Annotated in this window: 22 protein-coding genes and 1 tRNA gene; 12 read left to right on the forward strand and 11 right to left on the reverse strand. The window is 73.2% G+C overall.

Annotated features, from left to right (window positions below; all coding sequences use genetic code 11):
* Positions 1 to 109: 109 nt before the first annotated feature.
* Both NCI01_RS14660 and NCI01_RS14665 read left to right on the forward strand, forming a co-directional pair.
* Positions 110 to 748, forward strand: a complete 639-nt coding sequence (locus tag NCI01_RS14660) for a class I SAM-dependent methyltransferase (protein WP_254182240.1) — start codon at positions 110 to 112, stop codon at positions 746 to 748.
* Between the two features lie 169 nt (positions 749 to 917).
* On the forward strand, positions 918 to 2,603 hold the full coding sequence (locus NCI01_RS14665) for a SulP family inorganic anion transporter (protein WP_254182241.1): 1,686 nt from the start codon (positions 918 to 920) through the stop codon (positions 2,601 to 2,603).
* Here the strand turns inward: NCI01_RS14665 and NCI01_RS14670 are convergent.
* On the reverse strand, positions 2,575 to 3,936 hold the full coding sequence (locus NCI01_RS14670; protein WP_254182242.1) for a glycosyltransferase: 1,362 nt from the start codon (positions 3,934 to 3,936) through the stop codon (positions 2,575 to 2,577). The genes NCI01_RS14665 and NCI01_RS14670 overlap by 29 nt on opposite strands.
* The gene (locus NCI01_RS14675; protein ID WP_254182243.1) at positions 3,933 to 4,217 is read right to left on the reverse strand and encodes a hypothetical protein; all 285 of its coding nucleotides are present in this window, start codon (positions 4,215 to 4,217) and stop codon (positions 3,933 to 3,935) included. Before NCI01_RS14675 ends, NCI01_RS14670 begins: the two co-directional genes overlap by 4 nt.
* A gap of 203 nt (positions 4,218 to 4,420) precedes the next feature.
* On the opposite strand from NCI01_RS14675, the gene NCI01_RS14680 reads away from it, so the two are divergent.
* From NCI01_RS14680 to NCI01_RS14690, 3 genes are read left to right on the forward strand one after another with little or no spacing between them, the layout of a single operon-like run.
* Positions 4,421 to 5,950: a DUF4389 domain-containing protein gene (locus NCI01_RS14680; RefSeq protein ID WP_254182244.1), complete on the forward strand. Its 1,530-nt coding sequence runs from the start codon at positions 4,421 to 4,423 to the stop codon at positions 5,948 to 5,950.
* Positions 5,947 to 6,960, forward strand: a complete 1,014-nt coding sequence (locus NCI01_RS14685; protein WP_254182245.1) for a zinc-dependent alcohol dehydrogenase — start codon at positions 5,947 to 5,949, stop codon at positions 6,958 to 6,960. The genes NCI01_RS14680 and NCI01_RS14685 overlap by 4 nt, the downstream gene beginning before the upstream one ends.
* Before the next feature lie 9 nt (positions 6,961 to 6,969).
* Positions 6,970 to 8,085: an alpha/beta hydrolase gene (locus NCI01_RS14690; RefSeq protein ID WP_254182246.1), complete on the forward strand. Its 1,116-nt coding sequence runs from the start codon at positions 6,970 to 6,972 to the stop codon at positions 8,083 to 8,085.
* A 112-nt stretch (positions 8,086 to 8,197) separates the two neighbouring features.
* Here the strand turns inward: NCI01_RS14690 and NCI01_RS14695 are convergent, their stop codons facing one another.
* Together NCI01_RS14695 and NCI01_RS14700 are read right to left on the reverse strand one after the other, a co-directional pair.
* A complete protein-coding gene (locus NCI01_RS14695; protein ID WP_254182247.1) occupies positions 8,198 to 8,575 on the reverse strand; it encodes a hypothetical protein in 378 nt (125 codons plus the stop codon).
* Between the two features lie 27 nt (positions 8,576 to 8,602).
* Positions 8,603 to 8,681 (reverse strand) — tRNA-Gln (locus NCI01_RS14700).
* Positions 8,682 to 8,806: 125 nt separating this feature from the next.
* On the opposite strand from NCI01_RS14700, the gene NCI01_RS14705 reads away from it, so the two are divergent.
* From NCI01_RS14705 to NCI01_RS14720, 4 genes are read left to right on the forward strand one after another with little or no spacing between them, the layout of a single operon-like run.
* Complete coding sequence (locus NCI01_RS14705; protein ID WP_254182248.1) at positions 8,807 to 9,766, forward strand: ABC transporter ATP-binding protein; 960 nt, start codon at positions 8,807 to 8,809, stop codon at positions 9,764 to 9,766.
* Positions 9,759 to 10,655 (forward strand): ABC transporter permease, encoded by an 897-nt coding sequence (locus NCI01_RS14710; protein ID WP_254182249.1) that lies wholly within the window; start codon positions 9,759 to 9,761, stop codon positions 10,653 to 10,655. The genes NCI01_RS14705 and NCI01_RS14710 overlap by 8 nt, the downstream gene beginning before the upstream one ends.
* A complete protein-coding gene (locus NCI01_RS14715; protein ID WP_254182250.1) occupies positions 10,652 to 11,563 on the forward strand; it encodes an ABC transporter ATP-binding protein in 912 nt (303 codons plus the stop codon). Before NCI01_RS14710 ends, NCI01_RS14715 begins: the two co-directional genes overlap by 4 nt.
* 13 nt (positions 11,564 to 11,576) lie before the next feature.
* Positions 11,577 to 12,275 (forward strand): ABC transporter permease subunit, encoded by a 699-nt coding sequence (locus NCI01_RS14720; protein WP_254182251.1) that lies wholly within the window; start codon positions 11,577 to 11,579, stop codon positions 12,273 to 12,275.
* Positions 12,276 to 12,281: 6 nt separating this feature from the next.
* Here the strand turns inward: NCI01_RS14720 and NCI01_RS14725 are convergent, their stop codons facing one another.
* The 5 genes from NCI01_RS14725 to NCI01_RS14745 are packed head-to-tail and all read right to left on the reverse strand — an operon-like array spanning position 12,282 to position 15,339.
* On the reverse strand, positions 12,282 to 12,995 hold the full coding sequence (locus NCI01_RS14725; RefSeq protein ID WP_254182252.1) for a hypothetical protein: 714 nt from the start codon (positions 12,993 to 12,995) through the stop codon (positions 12,282 to 12,284).
* Positions 12,983 to 14,251 (reverse strand): hypothetical protein, encoded by a 1,269-nt coding sequence (locus NCI01_RS14730; protein WP_254182253.1) that lies wholly within the window; start codon positions 14,249 to 14,251, stop codon positions 12,983 to 12,985. Before NCI01_RS14730 ends, NCI01_RS14725 begins: the two co-directional genes overlap by 13 nt.
* Positions 14,248 to 14,541, reverse strand: a complete 294-nt coding sequence (locus tag NCI01_RS14735; RefSeq protein WP_254182254.1) for a hypothetical protein — start codon at positions 14,539 to 14,541, stop codon at positions 14,248 to 14,250. The genes NCI01_RS14730 and NCI01_RS14735 overlap by 4 nt, the downstream gene beginning before the upstream one ends.
* Positions 14,538 to 14,933, reverse strand: a complete 396-nt coding sequence (locus NCI01_RS14740) for an SAV_915 family protein (RefSeq protein ID WP_254182255.1) — start codon at positions 14,931 to 14,933, stop codon at positions 14,538 to 14,540. The genes NCI01_RS14735 and NCI01_RS14740 overlap by 4 nt, the downstream gene beginning before the upstream one ends.
* A 10-nt stretch (positions 14,934 to 14,943) precedes the next feature.
* Positions 14,944 to 15,339: a hypothetical protein gene (locus NCI01_RS14745; protein WP_254182256.1), complete on the reverse strand. Its 396-nt coding sequence runs from the start codon at positions 15,337 to 15,339 to the stop codon at positions 14,944 to 14,946.
* Between the two features lie 40 nt (positions 15,340 to 15,379).
* Here NCI01_RS14745 and NCI01_RS14750 point away from each other — a divergent pair, with 40 nt between their 5' ends.
* Together NCI01_RS14750 and NCI01_RS14755 are read left to right on the forward strand one after the other, a co-directional pair.
* Complete coding sequence (locus NCI01_RS14750) at positions 15,380 to 16,501, forward strand: ATP-dependent DNA ligase (RefSeq protein ID WP_254182257.1); 1,122 nt, start codon at positions 15,380 to 15,382, stop codon at positions 16,499 to 16,501.
* The gene (locus tag NCI01_RS14755) at positions 16,498 to 17,097 is read left to right on the forward strand and encodes a hypothetical protein (protein WP_254182258.1); all 600 of its coding nucleotides are present in this window, start codon (positions 16,498 to 16,500) and stop codon (positions 17,095 to 17,097) included. Before NCI01_RS14750 ends, NCI01_RS14755 begins: the two co-directional genes overlap by 4 nt.
* A 117-nt stretch (positions 17,098 to 17,214) precedes the next feature.
* Here the strand turns inward: NCI01_RS14755 and NCI01_RS14760 are convergent, their stop codons facing one another.
* Positions 17,215 to 18,312, reverse strand: a complete 1,098-nt coding sequence (locus NCI01_RS14760) for a sulfotransferase family protein (RefSeq protein ID WP_254182259.1) — start codon at positions 18,310 to 18,312, stop codon at positions 17,215 to 17,217.
* An 87-nt stretch (positions 18,313 to 18,399) separates the two neighbouring features.
* Between NCI01_RS14760 and NCI01_RS14765 the strand changes: the two genes are divergently transcribed.
* The gene (locus NCI01_RS14765; protein ID WP_254182260.1) at positions 18,400 to 21,168 is read left to right on the forward strand and encodes a stealth family protein; all 2,769 of its coding nucleotides are present in this window, start codon (positions 18,400 to 18,402) and stop codon (positions 21,166 to 21,168) included.
* Positions 21,169 to 21,303: 135 nt separating this feature from the next.
* Here the strand turns inward: NCI01_RS14765 and NCI01_RS14770 are convergent, their stop codons facing one another.
* The gene (locus tag NCI01_RS14770; protein WP_254182261.1) at positions 21,304 to 22,386 is read right to left on the reverse strand and encodes a DNA polymerase domain-containing protein; all 1,083 of its coding nucleotides are present in this window, start codon (positions 22,384 to 22,386) and stop codon (positions 21,304 to 21,306) included.
* Positions 22,387 to 22,512: the final 126 nt, after the last annotated feature.

Genomic DNA, 22,512 nt, shown 5'->3' on the forward strand with positions numbered 1-22,512 from the left:
ACAACGGTGTATCCGGTTGTGCGAGACGCAGACGCGACCGACTCGCCCAACCCGGCCGCACCTGAAGCGTCCGGCCGCTGGATGGCCTGCTTGCGACGGGGGAACTTCATTGAGCACCGACAAGTCACTCGAACAGCTGAACCGCGAGATGGAAGTCGCGGAGACCGACCCCTTCACCGTGCGACGCTACGGGCAGTTCGCCCAGCGCCTGCCCGGCTCGGTCGAACGGATTCTCGACGTCGGGTGCAACACGGGGCGAGGTGGGTCGGTCATCCGAGCAGCCTTCCCCTCGGTGACGCTCCACGGAGTCGACCTCGTACCGGAGTACGTCGCCGAGATGGCGCCCGGGATCTACGACCGGCTGAGTGGGGGGTACCTGCAGGACTACGTCGGCGACGGTGAACCGTACGACGCGATCCTCCTCGGGGAAGTGATCGAACACGTCCCGCTGGACGCGATCGACGCGTTGCTCGAAGCAGTGCGGCGACTCCTGCGACCATCAGGGAGACTCCTCCTCACCACGCCGAACCCGCACTACTTCCTCCTGCGACTTCGATACGGCGGCACGATGTTGGGCAGTGCCCACGTCAGTGCGCACTGCCCGACGGCTCTCACGCAATACCTGCGCTTCAAGCAGTTCTCGGTCGAGGAGGTCGCCGGGACTGGTCGGTGGTCGTCCGTGATCGGAAGACGGCTCCCGCTACCCCTCTATGGCAGCTACCTGATGACCGTCCGACGACCAGCCTGAGGTTCGCACGAGCCTGTCGACCGGCCGCGTCGTCGATCCGGTCCGTCGCGCCTCGCTGCCGGCCGTCCCTGAGCCCACCGGGTCGCGGGTGGCGGGGCGGGACCTTCAGCCCTATCCCGCACGCCCTGTGCGCGCTCGACTGGGCGAACCGCATCGGGAAGGGGGCCACATGAACGCGTCGAGGCGTCCCCGGGGTCCACGACCTCCCGGCGGACGGGTGCTGCGGCGCGACGTCCTCGCCGGGATCACTGTGGCCGCCTACCTCGTTCCCCAGGTGCTGGCGTACGCCGGTCTGGCCCGCATGCCGCCCGAGGCGGGGCTGTGGGCGGCGTTCGTCGCCCTCGCGGTCTACTTCGTGGTCGGCTCCTCGCCGCAGCTGTCGGTGGGGCCGGAGTCCACGACCGCGCTGATGACGGGCGCCGCGCTGGCGTCGATCACGGCACCCGGCGCGTCCACCAGGGACACCGCGGCGCTGCTGGCCCTCGCCGTCGGCGCGGTGTGCCTGCTCGCCTGGGCCGGCGGGCTGGGCTTCCTCTCCGACCTGCTCTCCAAGCCCGTGCTGGTCGGCTACATGGCCGGCATCGCCGGCCTGATGATCCTGTCCCAGGCCGGCCGCGCCACGGGCGCCGACGTCCCCGACGGCGACCCGCTGGCCGAGGCGTGGTGGCTGGCGCAGCACCCGTCGGCGATCCACGGGCCCACCCTCGCGGTGTGCCTCGGCACGCTGGCCGTGCTCCTGCTCGGGGCCCGCCTGTGGCCCACCGGGCCGGTGCCGCTGGCCGGGATGCTGGCCGCGACGCTCGCGGTCTCCGTGGCCGGGCTGTCCGACGACGGGGTGGCGGTCGTCGGCACGCTGCCGTTCGCGCTGCCGACGGTGGGCCTGCCGTCCGTGTCGTCCCTGGGGTCGTGGGCACTGCTGACCACGGCCCTCGCCATCGCGGTGGTCGGCTTCACCGACAACGTGCTCACCGGGCGCGCGTTCGCCGCCCGGCACGGCGACCGCGTCGACGCCCGGCGCGAGCTCCTCGCGCTGGGCGCCGCCAACATCGCGGCGGGGGCGGTGCACGGCTTCCCGGTCAGCAGCTCGGGCAGCCGTACGGCGATCGCCGACGCGGTCGGGGGCCGGACCCGCTGGACGGGGCTCGCCACGCTCGGCGCCGCGCTGCTCCTGGTCGTGGCGCTGCGCCCCGTCCTCGCCCGGTTCCCCGACGCGGCCCTGGCGGCGGTCGTGGTCTACGCCGGCCTGCGCCTGGTCGACGTACCCGAGTTCGCCCGGATCGCCCGCTACCGGCGCGCGGAGCTGCTGATCGCCCTGGCCACCACGTTCGGCGTGGTCGTCGTGGGCGTGCTCGAGGGCGTGCTGGTCGCGGTCAGCCTCTCGCTCGTCGACGTGCTCCGCCGGGTGGCCCGGCCCCACGACGCGGTGGAGGGACTCGTCCCCGACCTGGCGGGCATGCACGACGTCGACGACTACGACGACGCCGAGGCCGTGCCCGGGCTGCTGGTCTACCGCTACGACGCCCCATTGTTCTTCGCCAACGCGGAGAACTTCCTGTCCCGCGTGCGCGAGTCGGTGGTGGCCTACGACCCCGAGTGGGTGCTGCTCAACTTCGAGGCGATGGGCGAGGTCGACCTCACCGGCGCCGACGCGCTCGAGACCCTGCGCGCCGAGCTCGCGGAGCAGGGTGTCGTGCTGGCGATCGCCCGGCTCAAGCAGGACCAGCGCGACGTGCTCCAGCCCAGCGGGGTGCTGCAGCGGATCGGGGCCGAGCACATCTTCCCCACCCTGCCCACCGCGCTGGACGCCTACCGGGCGGCCTCCGGGCCTACCCCTCCCCCATCAGCTGCCCCATGAGCTCGACCCACTGGATGAGGTGCCGGTCGGCCAGGTAGTGCTCGTGCACCCGGAGGTGGGCGGCCCGACCCATGGCCTCGCACCGGGCGGGGTCGGACAGCAGCGACGCGAGGGCCGCCACCAGCGCCGCCCCGTCGTGCGGGTCGTCGAGAAGCAGCCCGCTGACGCCGTGCTCGACCTGGTCCCGGATGCCGCCGACGGCGGACGCCACGACCGGCCGGCTCTTCCACATCGGCTCGGTGACGGTGAGGCCGAACCCCTCGGCGAGGCTCTTCTGGACCACGACGGTCGACCACCGCTGCAGGGCGTTGACGGTGAGGCCGTTGACCTCGACGTCGTCCATCGGCACCGACACCAGGTGGCTGCGCTCGCGCGCCGGTGCGCGCAGGGTGCGCCACTGGGCGCGGCACTCGGCCAGCACGCCGGCCGCTTCCGGGTCGTCGGCCACCGCGGTCACCTCGGGTCCGGCGAGCACCAGGTGGACGTCGGGCGGGAGCTGCTCGAGGTGCCGGGCGAACGCGTCCAGCACGCCGGCCATGTCCTTGAGCCGGTCCCACCGGCTGACCTGCAGCACGACCCGCCCGTCCACCGGCAGCGGGGCGCCCTCGACGACCAGCCCCTCGCGGTGCACCAGCGCCCGGACCTGCGTGTCGGAGAGGTCGGTGTTCTTGGAGCTGAACGGGTCGAGGGACGGCGGGATCACGCGCAGCCACGTCCGGTCGACCCAGTCGGGCGCGAACTGCGCGCGCGAGAAGACGCAGGAGTGCGCGGGCTCGACGAGCTCGCGGAGGAACCCCCAGGCCTGACGCGTCCACGCGTTGTGCTCGTCGAGGCCGACGTGGCACCGCCAGATCACCCACGCGCCGCGGTCGCGGAGCGAGACGGCGAGTCCCGCGGTCTGGGGGTCGTGGAGGAGCACCACGTCGCCCGGCCGGACGAGGTCGAGCACCTCCCGGCCCTGCCGCGCAAGGGTGGCGTCGTACGTCGCACGGGCGGCGGCGTCGAGCGCACCCGAGTCGCCCGCGACGCCGTGCAACCGGTTGTGGATCCGCTTGGTGATCGCGAAGAAGTCGGGGTCCCCGCCCACGACCAGCCAGCGGATGTCGACCCCCGTGCCGGCGGCGTACGCCACCAGCCCGTGGAGCATCTCCGCGACCCCGCCGCCGCGCGCCGTCGAGTTGACGTTCCACAGCGTGCGGCCGTCCAGCATCCGGCGGGCAGCGTCGGCGTAGCGCTCGAGGCGCTCGACGCGGTCCGGCGGGAGCAGCGACGCCAGGCGCTCGAGGGGGACCGGGACGACCCCGACCTCCCGCACCCCCGTCGTCACGGTCACGTCGCGCGCCGGGGCCGTGGTGGCTCGACCGGGCTGCCCACGCGGATCTGGAGACCCGGCGCCGCACGCCGGGCGACGTCGAGGGCCTCGTCCATGCGGCGGATCACGCGGGCGCGCTCCTCGTGGTCGCACGCGGGCACGGTCGGCTCGACGAGCTCGACGGCGCGGGCCGAGGCCCGGGCTCGTCGCGCGGCGACCCTGACGCGCTCGGCGAGGTCGGGGACGTCCTCCACGAGGACCCGCACCGGGTCGGGCGGGCTGGGGGCTGGCGCGTAGGGCATCACGGGAGTTCCTCCTCGGCTGTGTGGTCCGAGTCTCGTCCGGCCCTTCCCGGGCCGACAGGGTCCTAGGTCCTGCCCCGGGACTCCCGCGGAGAGGTCGTTCGGCCCTGCCTGCCCGCCCGTGCGCACGGCGACGATCGAGGCGAGGAGCGGTCCGGCCGGGCCACGCCGGGCCGGGCCGCCTACTGGAGAGGAGACCCCCGATGACCACCTCGACGGCTCCGACCGCCTACCCCGTCCACGTCGACGCCGACCTCGACCCCCGCCTGAGCCGGGGGCTCTGGCTGGTGAAGTGGCTGCTCGCCATCCCCCACTACGTCGTGCTCGCCTTCCTGTGGCTGGCCTTCTTCGTGATGAGCGTGGTCGCGTTCTTCGCCATCCTGTTCGCCGGCCGCTACCCGCGCGCGATCTTCGACTTCAACGTCGGCGTCATGCGGTGGAGCTGGCGCGTCTCCTACTACGCCTACGGCGCGCTCGGCACCGACCGCTACCCGCCGTTCACGCTGGCTGACGTGCCGGACTACCCCGCCCACCTCTCCGTGGACTACCCCGAGCGGCTCTCGCGCGGACTGGTGCTGGTGAAGTGGTGGCTGCTGGCCATCCCCCACTACCTGATCGTGGCGCTGTTCGCGGGCGGGGTCGCCTACGGCGTGGACGCGGCCGACGACGAGAACTGGATCGGCATCAGCCTGATCGGCGTCCTGGTCCTGGTCGCCGCGGTCGTCCTGCTGTTCACCGGCCGCTACCCGCAACAGGTCTTCGACCTCGTCCTCGGCCTCAACAGGTGGGTGCTGAGGGTGGCGGGCTACGTCGCGCTGATGACCGACCAGTACCCGCCCTTCCGCCTCGACATGGGCGGCCACGAGACGTACGACACCGCGCTCCCGCCGGCGGGCCCGTCAGCGGGCGCGTCACCCGCTGCGTCGTCCGCCGTACCACCCGCCGTGCCGCCCGCCGCGCCTCCGCCGGCCACCCAGCAGGCCCCCGGTCAGCCCCCTCCGCAGGCTCCCGTGCCCCCGTCGCCGTACGGGCCGCAGCCCCCCGGTCCCGGCGGGCGGGGCGGCTGGTCGACCGGTCGCGTCGTCTCCGTGGTGATCGGCTCCCTGCTGGTGCTCATGGGGCTCGGCTTCGCGGGAGCCGGCGGCACGCTGGCCCTGGCGAGCGCCACCGGGCGCGACGACGGCTTCCTGATGACCCCGACGACCTCGCTGGAGAGCGCGACCTACGCCATCACCACCGAGGACGCGGAGATCGACACCGACGGCGCGACCTCGTGGGTGCCGTCCGTGTGGCTCGGCGAGGTCCGCGTCCACGTCCGGGCGGACTCGGGGACACCGCTCTTCGTGGGCGTCGCCCCGACGTCCGACGTCGACCGCTACCTCGGTGACGTCTCCCGCGACACCCTGCGCGACTTCCGCGACGGCGAGGCCGTCCTGGACGCCACGGACGGAGGAGCGCCGGAGGCGGCGCCCACCGACCAGACGTTCTGGACGGTGCAGGCCACCGGCAGCGAGGCCACGCTGACCTGGGACCTCGAGGACGGCGACTGGACCGTCGTGCTGATGCGCGCGGACGCCGGCAAGGGCGTCGCGGCCGACGTCTCCACCGGAGCCGAGCTGCCCGTCCTCAACGCGGTCATCGCCGTCCTGTTCATCCTCGCCGGCATGTTCCTGCTGGCCGGCGCCCTGCTCATCGCCATCCCCATCCGATCCGCGACAAGGAGTCACCCATGAAGGCAGCAGTAGTCCCCGCCCTCGGCGAACCGCTCGAGATCCGCGACGTCCCGGTCCCCGAGCCCGGCCCCGGCCAGGTGCTCGTCCGCATCGACACCTGCGGGTTGTGCCACACCGACATCCACGCCGCGCGCGGCGAGTGGCCGGCGAAGCCGAAGGACCTGCTGATCCCGGGCCACGAGGGCGTCGGCACGGTCGAGGCGGTGGGCCCGGGCGACGCCGAGCTGCCGGTGCGGGTCGGCCAGCGCGTCGCCCTCCCCTGGCTCGGTCACGCCTGCGGCCACTGCCGTGCCTGCGTCGCCGGCTGGGAGACCTACTGCTCGACCCCCGCCTACATGGGCTTCAGCATGGACGGCGGCTACGCCGAGTACGCCGTCGCCTGGGCCAGCCACGTCGTGCCGGTGCCCGACACGGTCAGCTCCCGCGACGCCTCCCCGCTGACCTGTGCCGGCGTGACGACCTACAAGGGGCTCAAGGTCGCCGCCCCGCAGCCCGGCGAGACCGCGATGGTCGTCGGCATCGGCGGGCTGGGCCACCTCGGCCTGCAGTACGCCCGGGTCTTCGGCTCCCGCACCGTCGCGGTGGACGTGCACGACGACAAGCTGCAGCTGGCCCAGGACCTCGGTGCCGACCACGTGGTCGACGGCCGCGGCGACCAGCAGGCCGAGCTCGAGGCCCTCGGTGGCGTCGACGTCGCGCTGGTGACCGTGCCGTCCCCGGCGGCGATGCGCGCGGCCCACGCCGCCCTCAACCCCCACGGGCGGCTCGTCCTGGTCGGCCTCCCCGCCGACAACCGCCTCGAGCTCCCGGTCTTCGAGACCGTGCTGAAGGGCATCTCGGTCATCGGGTCGCTGGTGGGCACCCGCAACGACCTCACCGACTGCTTCGACCTCCACGCACGCGGCCTGACCCGGGTGGTCACCGAGCCCCGCCGCCTCGAGGACGTCAACGCCTGCTTCGAGGAGGTCCTCGCGGGCGAGGTGCCCGCGCGCCTGGTGTTCGAGATGTAGGAGCCGGTGGTGGGCACGGCCGCACGCCGCGGCGTCACGTGCCTGGTCCTCGTGGCCGGGCTCGTCCTCCTCGCCGTCGGCGTCGGCACCGGCCCCCGCCACTACGCCGAAGCAGGTCCCACCGCCGCCGCGGCGTGGGGGTTCGCCCTGCTGGCGGTCGGTCTCGTCGGGTCCGCGTGGGCCGCGGTCGTGCTCCTGCGCAGCACCCGGCGGCGGTGGTGGGTGGTCACGGTGCCGCTCCTCCTGCTCGGCACCTACCTGTCGCTGTGGACGATCGGGCAGGCGGTCGCGGCCGCCTACCCGCCGCGTCCGGAGCTCGACGGCCGCACGCCGGCCGACGTGGGCCTGGCCTATCGCGACGTCGCCTTCCCCAGCAGCGACGGCGTACGGCTGGAGGGGTGGTACGTCCCCTCCCGCAACGGCGCCGCGGTCGCGCTGCTGCACGGCGCGGGCTCCACCCGGACCGGCGTGCTCGACGAGGCGGCGGTGCTCGCCGGGCACGGCTACGGCGTCCTGCTCTACGACGCACGGGGCCACGGCGCCAGCTCGGGCCCCGGCATGGACTTCGGGTGGTACGGCGAGCAGGACGCGGCCGGGGCCGTCGACCACCTGGCGGACCTGCCCGACGTCTCACCCGGGCACATCGGGCTCGTCGGCCTGTCCATGGGTGGCGAGGAGGCGATCGGCGCCGCCGGCGTGGACGACCGCGTCGCGGCCGTCGTGGCGGAGGGGGCGACCAACCGCACCGCGGACGACAAGGGCTACCTGTCGGCGTACGGCGCGCGCGGGGAGGTCCAGCAGTGGATCGACGACCTCACCTACGGCGTCACCGACCTGTTGACCGACGCCCCGGAGCCGGCCTCCCTGCGCCAGTCCGTCGACACGGCGACCGGTCGCGGCGACCCGACGACGTTCCTGCTCGTCGCAGCGGGCGGGGTGGAGACCGAGACGCTGGCCGCCGACTTCATCGCCGGCGACAGCACGGGCGTGGAGGTCTGGACCGTCCCCGAATCCGGGCACATGCAGGGCCTCCGGACGACGCCCGAGGAGTGGGAGCGCCGGGTGGTCGGCTTCCTCGACCGGGCGTTGCTGCCCGACGCCGCGGACGGGTCCGCCGACCAGTAGCCGCGGCCAGCCGGGCTAGTCAAGGGACATCCGTCCCTCGACGGGCCCGACCCGGCCCACCTCTCCCTTGACTACCCCCGGACGGACGAGGGCCCGGGGGGGTGTCGACGCGTCAGGCCTCGTCGCGCACTGCGAGCCGGCTGCGGACCACGGCCTCGAACGCGGCCACTGAGCCGTCCATCTCGTCCAGCTCCTGCGCGCCGACCAGCTCGCGCCACGCCCCGCCGTCGAGCGCGAGCACGACCGGGGCCCGCGTGGCCGCGACCGCCGCCGCCTGGGCCTCGTCCACCTCGTTGAGGTGCAGCATCCGCACCGGCACCGGGAGGGTCGCCACCATCCGGTCCCACTCGCGCTTGCGGCGGACCGTCGCGTGGGTGATGTCGCACAGCCCGCAGTGCCGGGTGCCGCGCACCTTGCCCCAGACGTACGCCACCTCACCGAGCAGGCCGCCGTCCGCGTCGTAGACGCCGACGATCTCGGAGATGGCCATGCCGCGACGCTACAAGGGACCGGCCAGCTCCCCGGGTAGGAGTCGAACCTACGTCGCTAGTCCTGATTCAAAGTCAGGCGGGCCCTACCGGCAGACCAACCGGGGAATGTGGGCCCAAGCCTAGGGCCCGCCTCGGGCTGGACTGCCGAAGACCCGATCTTCACGACACCTCCACAGGGATCGGGACGATCCCTGATGCCATGCAGTGGTCACCCCGCTAGCGTGGCGGTCGTGACGGGGGAACTCATGGGGCTCGCGCCGGTCATCTCGACCGCGGGGCTCACCAAGCACTACGGGACGGTCCATGCGCTGACCGACCTCACGGTCGAGGTCGGCGACGGCGTGACGGGACTGGTGGGCGCCAACGGCGCCGGCAAGTCGACGCTCATCAAGGTCCTGCTCGGGCTGCTCGAGCCCACGGGCGGGCACGCGAGCGTGCTCGGTCACGACATCGAGCACGAGGGCCAGGAGATCCGACGGCTCGTCGGCTACATGCCCGAGCACGACTGCCTGCCTCCCGACGTCAGCGCGAGCGACTTCGTCGTGCACATGGCCCGGATGTCGGGCCTCGGGGCGTCGGCGGCGCGCGAGCGGGCCGCCGACGTGCTGCGCCACGTCGGCCTCGACGAGGAGCGCTACCGGCCGATGGGGGGCTACTCCACCGGCATGAAGCAGCGCGCCAAGCTCGCGCAGGCGCTCGCCCACGACCCACGCCTGGTCTTCCTCGACGAGCCGACCAACGGCCTCGACCCGGCCGCCCGCACCGACATGCTGAACCTGGTGCGGCGCATCGGCACCGAGTTCGGCATCGCCGCGCTCGTCACGTCCCACCTGCTCGGCGAGCTCGAGCAGGTCAGTGACCACGTGATCGTCCTCGACGGCGGCCACCTGCTGCGCAGCAGCGCGACCGGCGACTTCCTGCAGCGGACCGGCGGCCTGCTCGTCGAGGTCGTCGGCACCGAGACCGAGCGCGACCGGCTCGGTGAGGCGCTCGCCCAGCGCGGGCTGACCTGCCGGCCCCGCGGGACGATGGTCGCGATCGACCCACCGCCACCCGAGCTGGCCGAGGGCGGGGCCGTCCACGACCTGATCCGCGACGTCGCCGCCGACCTCGGCCTGGGCCTGATGCGGCTCCAGCCCGACCGGCGCCACCTCGAGGACGTCTTCCTCGAAGGAGGCACCCGTGTCTGACCTCTCCCCCGACGCCGGTCGCCCCGGCGTCATCCACGACCTCGGCTACCGCCACTTCGACGGCGCCCGCGAGGGCACACCGGCGATCGCGCGCACCCTGTTCGTCACCGGCCTGCGCCACGCCTACGGCCTCGGACGGTCGGGCAAGTCCAAGGTCATGCCGTTCGTCCTGCTGGCGATGTCGCTCCTGCCGGCCACGATCGTCGTCGGCGTCGTGGTGCTCACCGGCCTCGGCGAGCTCCCGGTGTCCTACGCCGACTACACCAACCAGACGCAGCTGCTGGTCAGCCTCTTCGCGGCGGCGCAGGCGCCGGTGCTGTTCTCCCGCGACCTCCGCCACCGCTCGATCGTGCTCTACCTCGCCCGCCCGCTGCCGGCGCCGTTGTTCGCGGTGGTGCGGTGGGCCTCGCTCACGCTCGCGATCTTCCTCTTCACCGCGATCCCCACCGTCGTGCTCTTCGCGGGCGCGATGCTGGCCGGGCTCGACAAGAGCGACCAGACGACCGCCGTGCTCAAGGCGGTGGTGCTGCAGGCGCTGCTCGCCCTGATGCTCGCCGGTGTCAGCGGGCTGATCTCGTCGGTCTCCCTGCGCCGCGGCTTCGCCGTCGTCGGCTCCGTGATGGCGCTCATCGTCCTCACCGGGATCGTCACGGTGCTGCAGAACATCGCCTACTACGAGGGCGACAGCGAGACGGTCCCGGTCGCCCTCGGGCTGTTCTCGCCGTGGTCCCTGGTCAACGGCCTGGCCAACGCCTGGGACGCCGGCGTCGACACCCCGGTCCCGGTCGACGGCGCCTGGGTGCCCGCGTACGCCATCGTGGCGGTGCTGCTCGTCGCCGCCTGTCTGCTCGGGCTGGTCGCCCGCTTCCGGAAGGTGGGGTCGCGATGAGCACCCTCGTCCTCGACTCCGCGTCACGCTGGTTCGGCAACGTGATGGCGGTCAACGACGTCTCGCTCACCATCGGCCCCGGCGTCACCGGCCTGCTCGGCCCCAACGGCGCCGGCAAGACCACGCTGATGGCGATGATGTCGGGGTTCCTCGCGCCCTCTGCAGGACAGGTGACGCTCGACGGCAAGCCCGTGTGGCGCAACACCAAGACCTACCGACGGATCGGCCTGGTGCCCGAGCGCGAGCTGAGCTTCGGCTACCTCACCGGTCGCCAGTTCGTCCGTGCCAACGCCGACCTGCACCGCCTGCCCGACGCGGCCGCCGCCACCGAACGGATCCTCGAGGTCGTCGACATGGTGGAGCCGGGGGGCCGCCGCCTCGACACCTACTCGAAGGGCATGCGGCAGCGGATCAAGATCGCCGCCGCCCTCGTCCACGACCCGGCCGTGCTGCTCCTCGACGAGCCGTTCAACGGTGTCGACCCGCGGCAGCGGATGCACCTGATGGACCTCCTGCGCCGCCTCGGTGACGAGGGCCGCACGGTGCTGTTCAGCTCCCACATCCTCGAGGAGGTCGAGCGGCTGGCCCGCCACATCGAGGTGGTGGTCTCGGGCCGCCACGCCGCCTCCGGCGACTTCGGCGCGATCCGCCGGCTGATGACCGACCGGCCGGTGCAGTACGCCGTCCAGTCGAGCGACAACCGCCGGCTCGCCACCGTGCTGATGGCCCAGGAGTCGGTGCGGTCGGTCGGCCTGCGCCGCGACTACCTCGACGTCCAGGTCGGCGATCTCGGCAGCTTCGCGGTGGACCTCCCCGCGCTGGCCCGGCAGCACGACGTGACCCTGTTCGAGCTCTCCCCCAGCGACGAGTCGCTGGAGAGCGTCTTCGCCTACCTGGTGGCCCGATGATCAAGGACCCCTCATGAACGGGACCATTGCCAAGCTCGCCCTGCAAGCCCTGCTGGGTCGACGCCGCTTCCTCCTGCTGCTGGCCTTCCCGGTGCTGCTCATCGGGCTCGTCGCGCTGGTCACCGTGCTCGTCGACGGCGACGCGGCCTACGAGGTCCTGCCCAACCTCGGCTACCCGCTCGTGCTCCCGCTCGTCGCGATCCTCGCGGCGTCCTCGGTGCTCGGCCCGGAGGTCGACGACGGCTCCATCGTCTACCTGCTGTCGAAGCCGGTGAACCGCTACGGCATCGCGATCAGCAAGTGGCTGGTGGCCCTCGGCGCCACGCTGGCGGCCGGCGCGCTGCCGATCCTCGTCGCCGCCCTCATCGCCGGCGACAGCACCCGGGCGACCGCGCTCTTCGTCGGCGCCGTCGTCGCCGGGACGGCGTACTCCGCGCTCTTCCTCGCCATCTCGGCGGTCACCCGCCACGCCGTCATCGCGTCGCTGATGTTCGTGCTGATCTGGGAGAGCCTGCTCGGCAACCTCTTCAGCGGCATCGCGTGGCTGAGCATCGGCCAGTGGGGCCTGCGCATCGGCCACGAGATCTCCGCCGAGCTGCCCGACCCCGCCGACCTGGGCTACGCGATCGTCGCCGGGATCCTCGTCACGGTCGTCGGGGTCTGGTTCGCCGGCGACCGGTTGCGCTCGTTCTCCCTCAGGGGCGAGGACTGACCGGCGTCAGCGCCGACTGGCCGCCACGGCCGCCCGCACCTCGGCGGCGAGCACCTTGCTCCCCCCGGGGTGCGCGCCGGCGTCCACGACCAGGTCGCTACCGCGCGACCGGGCGCACCACGGCCACGGCGCGAGTCGACGATGCTCGACGGACACCGAGTCGACCGGAGCGAGGTGGACGGTCGTGCTGCGCGGTGTGACCGTGTCGACGTCGGCGAGGGCCAGCTCGCTGCGCAGGCCGCGCTGCTCGTCGACCACCCGCGTCGAGGTGAGCCAGGTGCCGCCGACCCGGAACCGCCCCAGCGCCGCAAGCACGGGGAACCCGAGGAAGTAGACGGCGGGCACGACGGCGAGGACCGGCCAGACCCAGCTCTCCTCGAGGGCACCCACGACGCCCATCGCGGCGAACCAGCCACCGAGCAGGGTCATGACGACGAGCCCGAGCAGCTGGGCGCGTCTCCCCGGGCGGGGCAGGAACCTGGCCGGTTCGCCCTCCCAGGTGACCTGGCGCTCGACCGGAGCAGGGTCCTGCCCCGCACCGACGAGGGACAGGACCACGACCAGCCCGAGCACGACGAAGAGCGCCGCACCCGTCGCGCCGAGGGCGCTCTCGGCCCGCAGCAGCAGGGACACGCCGATGGCGATCGCGACGAGACCGACGACCAGGCCGAGGAGACGCGTGCCGGGCGTCTGCGGGGTCGGGGTGCTCAGCTGAACCACCCACCCACGGTCTCGGCGACCCCGGAGACGCCGTCCACGATGGCGTCCCCGGTGTCGGCGAGCGCGTCCACGCCCTCGTCCCACGCCTGCCCCACGTCGGGGCCGTTCTCGAAGAGCGAGTCGATCGCGCCGTCGGCGAAGATCGCGACGCCGGCGCCGACGGCAGTGCCGACCACGGCGCCGACCGCCGTGCCGACGCCAGGGACGACCGAGCCGAACATCGCGCCCACAGCGGCGCCGGACGCCGCGCTGGCACCGATGCCGGCGGCGACACCGAGCCCGGTGGAGACTCCTTGGGAGACCGCGACCTGGGTGGTGCTCTCACCCTCCTGGTAGTCGTTGAAGACCCCGAGCCCGAAGCCGATCGGGCCGAGGACCCGACCGAACCGGCCGAGGTAGCGCGGGGCCCGGGCGTCGTCGAGGCGGCGCGACTGGTCGAGCAGGTCCTGGGCCTCGTCGAGCTTGCCGGCGATCGCGAGCCGGTCGGCCTCGAGCCTGGCCTCGTCGAGGGTCTGGAAGAAGAACCACTTGCGCTTGAGGTAGCGCTCCGGGTGGGCCTGCAGGTCGTCGATCATCCGGGTCGCCTCGTCGAGCAGCCCCTGGGCGCGCCCGTGCAGGTTCGACTTCTTCGAGGCGATGTCGACGCCGATGGCGCCCGCGGCAACGTCGCCGAGGATGTCACCCACGGTGAGCAGCCACGCGGCGTGCTGGCCGGGCGTGTACTGGTCCTGGAGGTCGCGGCACGCGGTCGCGTAGTAGCGGTCGATGCGGGAGGCCTCCGCCGAGGCTGCGCTGTAGGCGCGGATCTTGTCCTGGTGGGCGTCGTAGGCCGCGACGCGGCCGTTGTGGGCGTCGACCTCGGCGGGGGTCCCCTCGAAGCCGTCCGGCGGGCGGACCGGGCCGGCCCCGGGGTCCTCCACGACGAAGCCGTTGACGGTGAGGTCGGCACCGCGTGCCTCCGTGCGCACGTCCCCCATCTGCTCCTGGGCGCGGCGCAGCTTGCCGGCGAACTTGTCGAGGTCGTCGGCCATCGTCCTGACGGCGCCCTCGAGGTCGTCGATCTTGCCCCGGGCGCGCGCCATCACGCCGACGAACTCGTCGCCGGCCTCGGAGTTCCACGACCCGTCGGCGGAGCGCCGTGCGTCGTTGGCCCGATCGGCGGCGTCGGCGAGCTCGGTGGCCAGCGAGGAACGCAGCCAGTGGGCCGCTCCCTCGATGGCGGTCGGGCTGCCCTGGATCTCGGTGTCGACGCTCATGGCTGCATCGCCCGGCGGATCTCGTCCATGCCGGCCGAGGACTCGGCGTCAGCGCTCTGGTAGTAGGTGCGGGCCAGCCGCACGCTGTCGGCGGCGCCGGTGAGCGCGACCGACACGTTGCCGGCGCTGTCCACGACCTGGCTCAGCATGCTCGCGACGACCGCGGACATCGGCCCGGCGTCCACGCCGGACGGGACGCCGCCGGCCAGCCCCTCGAGGCCCGAGGCCCCGCTGTCGAGGCCGCCGGCGATGGTGGCGAGGACGGAGAGGTCGACGTCGATGCCGCTCATGCCGTCACCTGCTCGCCCGCCTCGGCGTCGCGCAGGCCCGGGTCGACGTCGAGGAAGAGCAGGTCGTAGGGCGTCTGGTCGTGGACCCGCTGGAGCGCGGCCACGTCGCACACCACCCACGGTGAGTCGGGGAGGTAGAAGCGGTGCAGCCGGTCGATCGCCGAGTAGGTGTAGAGCGCGGTCCGCCCGTCCTGGACCTGGTGCATCAGCACGCGACGCGTGGCCGGGTCGTCCTCCCCGGTGGTGGGGACGTAGACCACGGGAGGGAAGCTCGGCCGGCTCCTCTCCTCGGGGAGCGGCGGCGTCGAGGCGTCGTACATGCGGGCCTTTCCTTGGGCTGCGCGGACGAGGACGCCGCTCATCATGCCCACGTCGAGCAGGCTCGACCCCACCGGCCCCACGTCAGGTCGAGAGCCGGCGCACGACGCGCACGAGGAAGAAGACCCCGACCGCCGCGACGAGCAGGCTCGGGACCACCCAGTCGCCACCGGCCCGCAGGCCGAGGACGGTCAGCCAGCCTGCCAGGACGAGCAGGCCGAGGTCGAGCGCGGTGGTGTGCCGGAGGTCGGCGACCGCCACAGCCGCGTCGGTCCCCCTGGCACGCGCGATCGCCAGGAGGAGCGTCGCCGCAGCGGCGTAGAAGGTGTAGACCGCCAGCGCCTGCATCGCCGGCAGGTCGCCGGCGTCGGAGGCGACGACGCTCCACCCCAGGAGGGCCGCGACCGCGGCGAGCACGAGGTCGAGCACGACCTCGACCCATCGGCCCCGGGTTCGCGACGGTGCGACGGCGCGTGTCATGCCGGAAGTCTAGGAACGTGCGCCCGACTAGGCTCTGGGTGTGGACCTCCCCGTGATGCCGCCGGTGCAGCCGATGCTGGCCAAGAGCGTGAGCGGTGTGCCCGACCCGGCGAGGCACGGCGGGTTGAGCTTCGAGCCCAAGTGGGACGGCTTCCGCTGCCTGGTCTTCAAGGACGGCGACGAGGTCGAGCTCGCCAGTCGCAACACCAAGCCGCTGACCCGCTACTTCCCCGAGGTCGTCGAGGCCGTGCGCGAGCAGCTGCCGGAGCGCATCGTGCTCGACGGCGAGATCTTCGTCGGCCTGCAGGGCCCGGACGGGTGGCGCCTGGAGTTCGAGACGCTGCAGGAGCGGATCCACCCCGCGGCCAGCCGCGTCGACAGGCTCGCGGCCGAGACGCCTGCCGGGTTCGTCGCCTTCGACCTTCTCGCCCTGGGCGACGAGTCCTTCATGGGTCGCCCGTTCTCCGAGCGCCGCGCCGCCCTGCTCGAGGCGCTGGGCCACCTCGACGGGGGCGGACCCTGCTTCCTCACCCGCACCACCGAGGACCCGGCCGAGGCCGAGCGGTGGTTCGAGGAGTTCGAGGGCGCGGGGCTCGACGGCGTGGTGGCCAAGCCGCTCGGGGCGTCGTACGAGCCCAACAAGCGCACCATGCTCAAGATCAAGCACGAGCGCACCGCCGACGTCGTGCTCGCCGGCTACCGCGAGCACAAGACGTCGACGCCCGACGAGCCGCTGGTGGGCTCCCTGCTGCTCGGGCTCTACGACGACGACGGCGAGCTGCAGCACATCGGCGTCTCGGCGAGCTTCACCGCCAAGCGGCGCGCCGAGCTGTGGCAGGAGCTGCAGCCGCTGGTCTGCGACATCGCCGACCACCCGTGGGGCCGCTGGAACGAGTTCCTCACCGCCAACCCCGACCGCGTCCCCGGCACCCAGAGCCGCTGGAGCGCCGGGAAGGACCTCGGCTTCACCGCGCTGCGGCCCGAGCGGGTGCTCGAGGTGAAGTACGACCACATGGAGGGTCGGCGCTTCCGGCACACTGCGCACTTCAAGAGGTGGCGTCCCGACCGCGACCCGGAGAGCTGCGGCTACGCCCAGCTCGACGAGCCGGCGGGCTACGACCTCACTAGAATTCTCAGCACCGACCCCGGAGGCGCGTCATGACCGAGCACACCGACATCCCCCACGACTCGAGCTCCGACGACTCGATCCACGACGGGCAGGGCACCTACGACGTGGTGCTCCTCGTCGAGCAGGCCCTCACGCCCGCCGACGCCAAGCAGGTGCGCTCGCTGCACACCGAGATCGAGGACCCCGTCGTCTACCACGTGCTGCTGCCGCTCGAGGACGCCGCGGCGCGCATCGAGGCGTCCCTCGGCACGCTCGGCGCCGGCGACCTGATGGCCGCGCCCGCCCTCGCGATGAACGACGTCGACATCGAGGCGCTGCGCCGCGAGTGCGAGGAGCACTCCTCCTCCGACCTGAAGAAGACCCTCCTCGCGATCCACGACGCCGGCGGGAAGGCGACCGGCAAGGTCACCTCCGAGCCCCCGGTCGACGCGCTCGCCACCCTCGTCGCCTCGGTCGACGCGCGGGAGGCCATCATCCTCACCCGCTCCCACGTGGTGGCGGAGTTCTTCCACGTCGACTGGACCTCGCGCGCCCGCCGCAAGCTCGGCGTGCCGGTCCTCCACCTCATCGAGCACGAGAACTTCGACGAGCAGGCCTCCGGCGCCGGCGAGGGCGTCAGCGGCGTCTGACGCGGAGGTCCCACCTGAACTTGTCAGGCAGTGCAAGGGCCGACCTGTTCAGGGATCACCGGTCGGCCGGGGGTTCCTGAACTTGTCAGGCCGTGCACCGGCCGACGAGTTCAGCGGTCAGCGGCGTCTGACGCGACGTACGACGGCGCGGCGGAGGATCCCGGCCGCCTCCCGACCGCCGACGGCGGGCTGCGGCGCCGAGCGGGCCCGCTCGAGGTCGCGGCGCAGCTGCTGGACGGTCGCGCGCTGCGCGTCGCGCGCCTGTCGTCCCGCGAGCGTCGACTCCGCCTTGGTGTGGTCGAAGGTGAGCGCGACGGCGTCGGCGTAGCGCGCGCGGTAGTCCTCGTGGATCGCGTCGAGGCGGGCCAGGGTGTCGGGGTCGTGCGGCGTCGCGGTGAGCACGCCGAGCAGCTGCCAGACCTCCTCGGCCATCTCGCGCAGCCAGTCGGGGGTGCGGACGTCGTCCCAGGTGAGCTGCGACTTGCGCATCGACGGCTCGATGAAGTCGTCGACGGGGTGGTGCTCGCGCTCGCCGGGAGGGGCCGACAGGTCGGTGTCGAGGTCGAGCTCGAGCTGCTGCTGGACGGGCGCCAGGGCGGCGCGCCAGTCGGCCAGCAGGTCGACGTAGCGCACGAACGAGCGCTTCGAGCCCCGCCCGGCCTGCTCGGTGAGGAGCGCGGCGTGCACCCAGCCGGCGACGTTGGAGGTCTCCTTGGTGAGGCGGAGCTCCTCGGACTGGCTGGAGAGGTAGGCGATGTCGCGCGAGCCGACGACCTCCGCGGGGTGGCGCAGCGCGGTCAGCCACCGCAGGTCGGCACCGAGCTCGGCGCTGACGACCTCCCAGACCTGGGCGAACCAGAACGCGTGCGGGTCCTTGACCACGATCTGCGCGTCCTGGTGCTCGGGCAGGGCGAGCTGGCCCGCGAGCCACTCGTGGAGCTCACCGGTCGGCACGCCGGTCTCGACGTGCCGGGCGACGATGTCGACGGCGGCCGGACGGCTGTCGATGTTGAAGAGCGCGAGCTCCTTGAGGTGCCGCTTGTGGAAGTCGATGACCCACTGCGGCTCGTAGAACCCGCGCGGGTTGGTCTCCGAGGCCTCGACCTCGGGCTGCGGCACGTGGAGGCCCAGCCGCTTGAGCGTGCCGGCCAGCGAGCTGGTGCCGCTGCGACCCGACCCGGAGACGAGGACCAGCGGCGTGGGGGACGTCGGCATGGCCGTCACCCTATCCGCCGGGCCGGCTCCCCCTAGGATCGTGGCGATCCTGCCCCCACCGTCGAGACGCAGAGGACTGAGGACCACGTGGCACTGACCGACAGGCTCGGCGGGAAGGTGCGCTCCGCGATGCGCCGGGTGCGCCGTGACGGCCCGCTGGACGTCGTCTTCGTCCTCTTCAACGCCGACGGCATGGGCGGCACCGCCCGGTCCGGGATCGAGCAGGCCAACGCCCTCGTCGGCCTGGGCGAGGGCCACCGCGTGCGCATCCTCAGCGTCACCCGCAGCGGTGACGCGACCCACTACCCGCTCGCCGAGGGGGTCGAGGTCACCTACCTCGTCGACGTACGTCCCGAGCGCCCGGTCGCGGTCTCGGACAGCCCCCCGGCCGAGGTCGCCCACGAGCTGGCGGAGCGCGAGTCGACGATCGTGCCCCGCAGCTGGGACGCGCTCTACAACGCCCTCACCGACGCGACGATGCGCGAGGCCCTCGGCAGCATCGCGGCCGACGTGCTCGTCACCACCAACCCCGAGCTGCTCGCCGCGGTCGCCCAGCTCGCCCCCGCCGACGTGGCGCTGGTGCACCAGGAGCATCGCGCGTCCTCCAGCCGCGTCAACGACCTCGGCGCGCTGCTGCAGTTCGCCCCGCGGGCCGACGTCGTGGTCTCGCTGACCGAGTCGATGTCGCGCTGGCTGGCCGGGCGCCTCGGCGGCGCGGCGCCCGAGCTGCAGGTCATCCCGAACCCGCTCCCCTCGCACCCGCAGGCCCGTTCGTCGCTCGACCAGAGGACGTTCGTGACGGCTGGCCGGCTCGCGCCGGAGAAGCAGTTCGAGCACGTCGTCGACGCCTTCTGGCGCATCCACGAGCAGGTGCCCGGCTGGACGCTGACCATCTGGGGCGACGGGCCGCGCGCCGACAACCTCGCGGCGCAGGTGCGCAAGCTCGGCCTCGAGGACCGGGTGCACCTGCCCGGCTCGACCGACGACCTGTCCGCCGAGTGGGCCCGCGCGAGCGTCGCCGTCCTCGCCTCCCGCGGTGAGGGCTACCCGCTCGTCCTGCAGGAGGCGATGTCGGCGGGCGTGCCCCCGGTGACCTACGACTGCCCGTCGGGACCGCGCGAGATGATCACCCACGACGTCGACGGGCTGCTCGTGCCGCCGGCCTCGAAGGCCGCCCTGGCCGCGGCGATGCTGCGGATCGCCACCGACGACGATCTGCGCACCCGGCTCGGCGCCGCCGCCCTCGAGCGCTCGCACCGCTGGGACGGCGAGGTGCTGGCCCGCCAGTGGGTCGAGACGTTCCGCACCGCCGTCGCCCGCCGCGCCGACCCGCTCGCCCCGCGTCGGGTGCTGCACGGCCTGCGCCCCGGACCGCTGGGCGACCTGCCCGAGACCACGGGCGCTGCGGGCGTCACCCCCGCCCAGGCGCGTACGACGTCCCTGCGGGCGCTGACCTCCGCCGCCGCGGCGACCGGCGACGGGTGGTTCGTGATGCCGGCGCGCGGGCTCGACCCGCACCCCGTGGTCGTCGTCCCCTCCTCGGCCCGTGGTGCCTTCCTGTCGGCGCTGGCCGCCGGCTCGGTGCCGGAATGGCTGTCGGTGCGCGACCCGGCCGAGCGCGGCTGGCCCGAGCGCCGCGGCACCGTCGCGGTCATGACCGAGGAGCTGGCCCGCACCCGGACCGCGACGCTCTTCCTCGAGCCGTGGCCGATGCGCGGCGGCCACGACGGCGTGCTCGGTGAGGGCGTCGAGGTCGGCGTGCAGTTCTGGGAGGAGTCGCCGGAGGGCGACCTGCTCGCGCCCGGCCCCAACCGCTACGGCGACCGCGTGCCGGCCGGCACGCCCCGCACCACGACGCGGGTCGAGGACGTCGAGGTCCCGACGCTCGAGGTGATGGCGCTGCCGACGATCGACGACGTCCGCTTCGATGTCGACGTCGTCTACACCTGGGTCGACGGCGACGACGAGGCATGGCTCTCCGCCCGCGACGACCGCATCCGCTCGCTCGGAGGCACGCCGAGCGACCGCGCCGGCGGGGCCTCGCGCTACCGCAGCCGCGACGAGCTGCGCTACTCGATGCGCAGCCTCCACCTCTTCGCGCCCTGGGTGCGGCGGATCCACCTCGTGACCGCCGGGCAGGTGCCGTCGTGGCTCGACCAGAGCAACGACCGGATCCGGGTGGTCGACCACCGCGACATCCTGCCCGAGTCGGCCCTGCCGACCTTCAGCTCGCACGCCATCGAGACCCGGCTGCACGCCGTGCCCGACCTCGCCGAGCACTTCGTCTACGTCAACGACGACGTCTTCCTCGGCCGGCCGCGGCGCAAGGAGCACTTCTTCGCCCCCGGCGGGCAGTACGCCGCCTTCGTCGCCGACCACCGCGCCGTCGGCCTCCCCGGCACCGACGACCGGCCCTACCTGACCGCCGCGCAGAACAACCGCCGCGTCCTCGAGGACGCCTTCGGGGTGGCGCTGACCCACACGATGATGCACAGCCCGCACCCCCAGCGGCGTACGACGCTGGAGGAGATCGCCGCCCGCTTCCCCGAGGAGGTCGACCGCACGACGCACGCGCCCTTCCGCTCGGAGACAGACCTGTCGCTGCTGTCGTCCTTCGCGCAGAGCTACGGGCTCGTCACCGGGCAGGCCTTCCGCGCGGGCGCCCACCACGGCTACGTCGACCTCGGCCACCAGCAGCTGCCGGTCCAGCTCAAGCAGATGCTCAGGCGCGACCGCGACTTCTTCTGCATCGCCGACAACCTGCTCGCCGCCTTCGACGAGGAGCGCGCCGACGGGCTGCTCCACGACTTCCTCGAGCAGTACTTCCCGATCGCCGCCCCCTGGGAGAAGTCCTAGTGGCCGGGCGGCGGGCGGCGCCGGTTCCGGAGTCACCGGATATCCGGTGACCGCCCCGCTTACAGGTAGAGATCTCTACCTGTAAGCAGGCAACTCGGGTGCAGAGTACGGGCGAGCCGCGCGGCCGTACGCCGGTCAGTCGGCGATCCGGTTGCCGTCGGCGTCCCAGTGCGCCTCGACCTTCTTCGACGGCTGCACGCGCGGCGGCTCGCCGGGCATCTTCGGGTGGTCGGGCGGGAAGTTGAGCTCGACCGGGTGCTCGTCCCACAGGTCGAGGAGCGGCTGGAGCGAGTGGTGCACGTCGTCGATCGCTGCCCAGGGGTCGCCGACGGCGGCCAGCCGCTCGGGCACGGTGAAGAGGCTGAAGTCCGACGGCGAGGAGAGCGTGGCGAGCTCGTCCCACGTCACCGGCGTCGAGACCGGCGCCCCGGGGATCGGGCGGAGCGAGTAGGCCGAGGCGATGGTGCGGTCGCGGGTGTTCTGGTTGTAGTCGACGAAGATCCGCTCCCCTCGCTCCTCCTTCCACCACGCGGTCGTCACGCCGTCGTCGCGCTTCTCCAGCTCGCGCCCGAAGGCGATGGCGGCGTGCCGGACGGCGGCGAAGTCCCACTCGGGCCGGATCCGCACGTAGACGTGGATGCCGCGGTTGCCCGAGGTCTTGGCGAAGCCGGTCATCCCGAGGTCGGCGAGCAGCTCCCGCGCCACCCCGGCCACGCGTACGGCGTCGCCGAACGTCGTGCCCGGCTGCGGGTCGAGGTCGATCCGCAGCTCGTCGGGGTGGTCGACGTCGTCTCGCCGCACCGGCCAGGGATGGAAGGTCAGCGTGCCCATGTGCGCGCACCAGACGGGCACCGCGATCTCCGTCGGGCAGATCTCGTCGGCGGTGCGGCCGGACGGGAAGGTGATCGTCGCGGTCTCGAGGTAGTCGGGAGCGCCCTTGGGCACGCGCTTCTGGTAGAACGCGTCGGCGTTGCGGTCCTGCGGACCCGTCGCGAGCTTCATGCCGGGCCGGACACCGGACGTCCACCGCTCGAGCGCCGTGGGCCGGTCGCGCAGCGCGCGCATCAGCCCGTCCTCGACGCTCGCGAAGTACTCCGCGACCATCAGCTTGGTGACCTCGGCGGTGGTGTCCGTCGCCTCGTAGATCACCCGCTCCGGCGAGGAGATCCTGACCTCGCGCTCCCCCGCCCGGACGTACGCCTCCGACGCCTTCGCCATGTCACGACCCTAGCCGGGAACGACGCAGTCGTGCCCGGCGTGGGTCGGGAGGTTGAGCAAGCGCGCGAGCGAGCCTGCGAGCTCGCGACCGCGCGTCGAAACCGTGCTCCGCCGATGCCGCGCTGG

This window comes from Nocardioides pinisoli (assembly GCF_024199985.1).
In the GTDB taxonomy this organism is placed as follows: Bacteria; Actinomycetota; Actinomycetes; order Propionibacteriales; family Nocardioidaceae; genus Nocardioides; species Nocardioides pinisoli.

Bases quoted from the DNA above. Each gene is read 5' to 3' on its own strand.
- NCI01_RS14720 (WP_254182251.1), top strand. From the start codon at position 11,577: ATGAACGGGACCATTGCCAAGCTCGCCCTGCAAGCCCTGCTGGGTCGA.
- NCI01_RS14685 (WP_254182245.1), top strand. From the start codon at position 5,947: ATGAAGGCAGCAGTAGTCCCCGCCCTCGGCGAACCGCTCGAGATCCGC.
- NCI01_RS14665 (WP_254182241.1), top strand. From the start codon at position 918: ATGAACGCGTCGAGGCGTCCCCGGGGTCCACGACCTCCCGGCGGACGG.
- NCI01_RS14745 (WP_254182256.1), bottom strand. From the start codon at position 15,339: ATGACACGCGCCGTCGCACCGTCGCGAACCCGGGGCCGATGGGTCGAG.
- NCI01_RS14760 (WP_254182259.1), bottom strand. From the start codon at position 18,312: ATGCCGACGTCCCCCACGCCGCTGGTCCTCGTCTCCGGGTCGGGTCGC.
- NCI01_RS14675 (WP_254182243.1), bottom strand. From the start codon at position 4,217: ATGCCCTACGCGCCAGCCCCCAGCCCGCCCGACCCGGTGCGGGTCCTC.
- NCI01_RS14695 (WP_254182247.1), bottom strand. From the start codon at position 8,575: ATGGCCATCTCCGAGATCGTCGGCGTCTACGACGCGGACGGCGGCCTG.
- NCI01_RS14770 (WP_254182261.1), bottom strand. From the start codon at position 22,386: ATGGCGAAGGCGTCGGAGGCGTACGTCCGGGCGGGGGAGCGCGAGGTC.
- NCI01_RS14730 (WP_254182253.1), bottom strand. From the start codon at position 14,251: ATGAGCGTCGACACCGAGATCCAGGGCAGCCCGACCGCCATCGAGGGA.
- NCI01_RS14755 (WP_254182258.1), top strand. From the start codon at position 16,498: ATGACCGAGCACACCGACATCCCCCACGACTCGAGCTCCGACGACTCG.
- NCI01_RS14715 (WP_254182250.1), top strand. From the start codon at position 10,652: ATGAGCACCCTCGTCCTCGACTCCGCGTCACGCTGGTTCGGCAACGTG.
- NCI01_RS14735 (WP_254182254.1), bottom strand. From the start codon at position 14,541: ATGAGCGGCATCGACGTCGACCTCTCCGTCCTCGCCACCATCGCCGGC.
- NCI01_RS14680 (WP_254182244.1), top strand. From the start codon at position 4,421: ATGACCACCTCGACGGCTCCGACCGCCTACCCCGTCCACGTCGACGCC.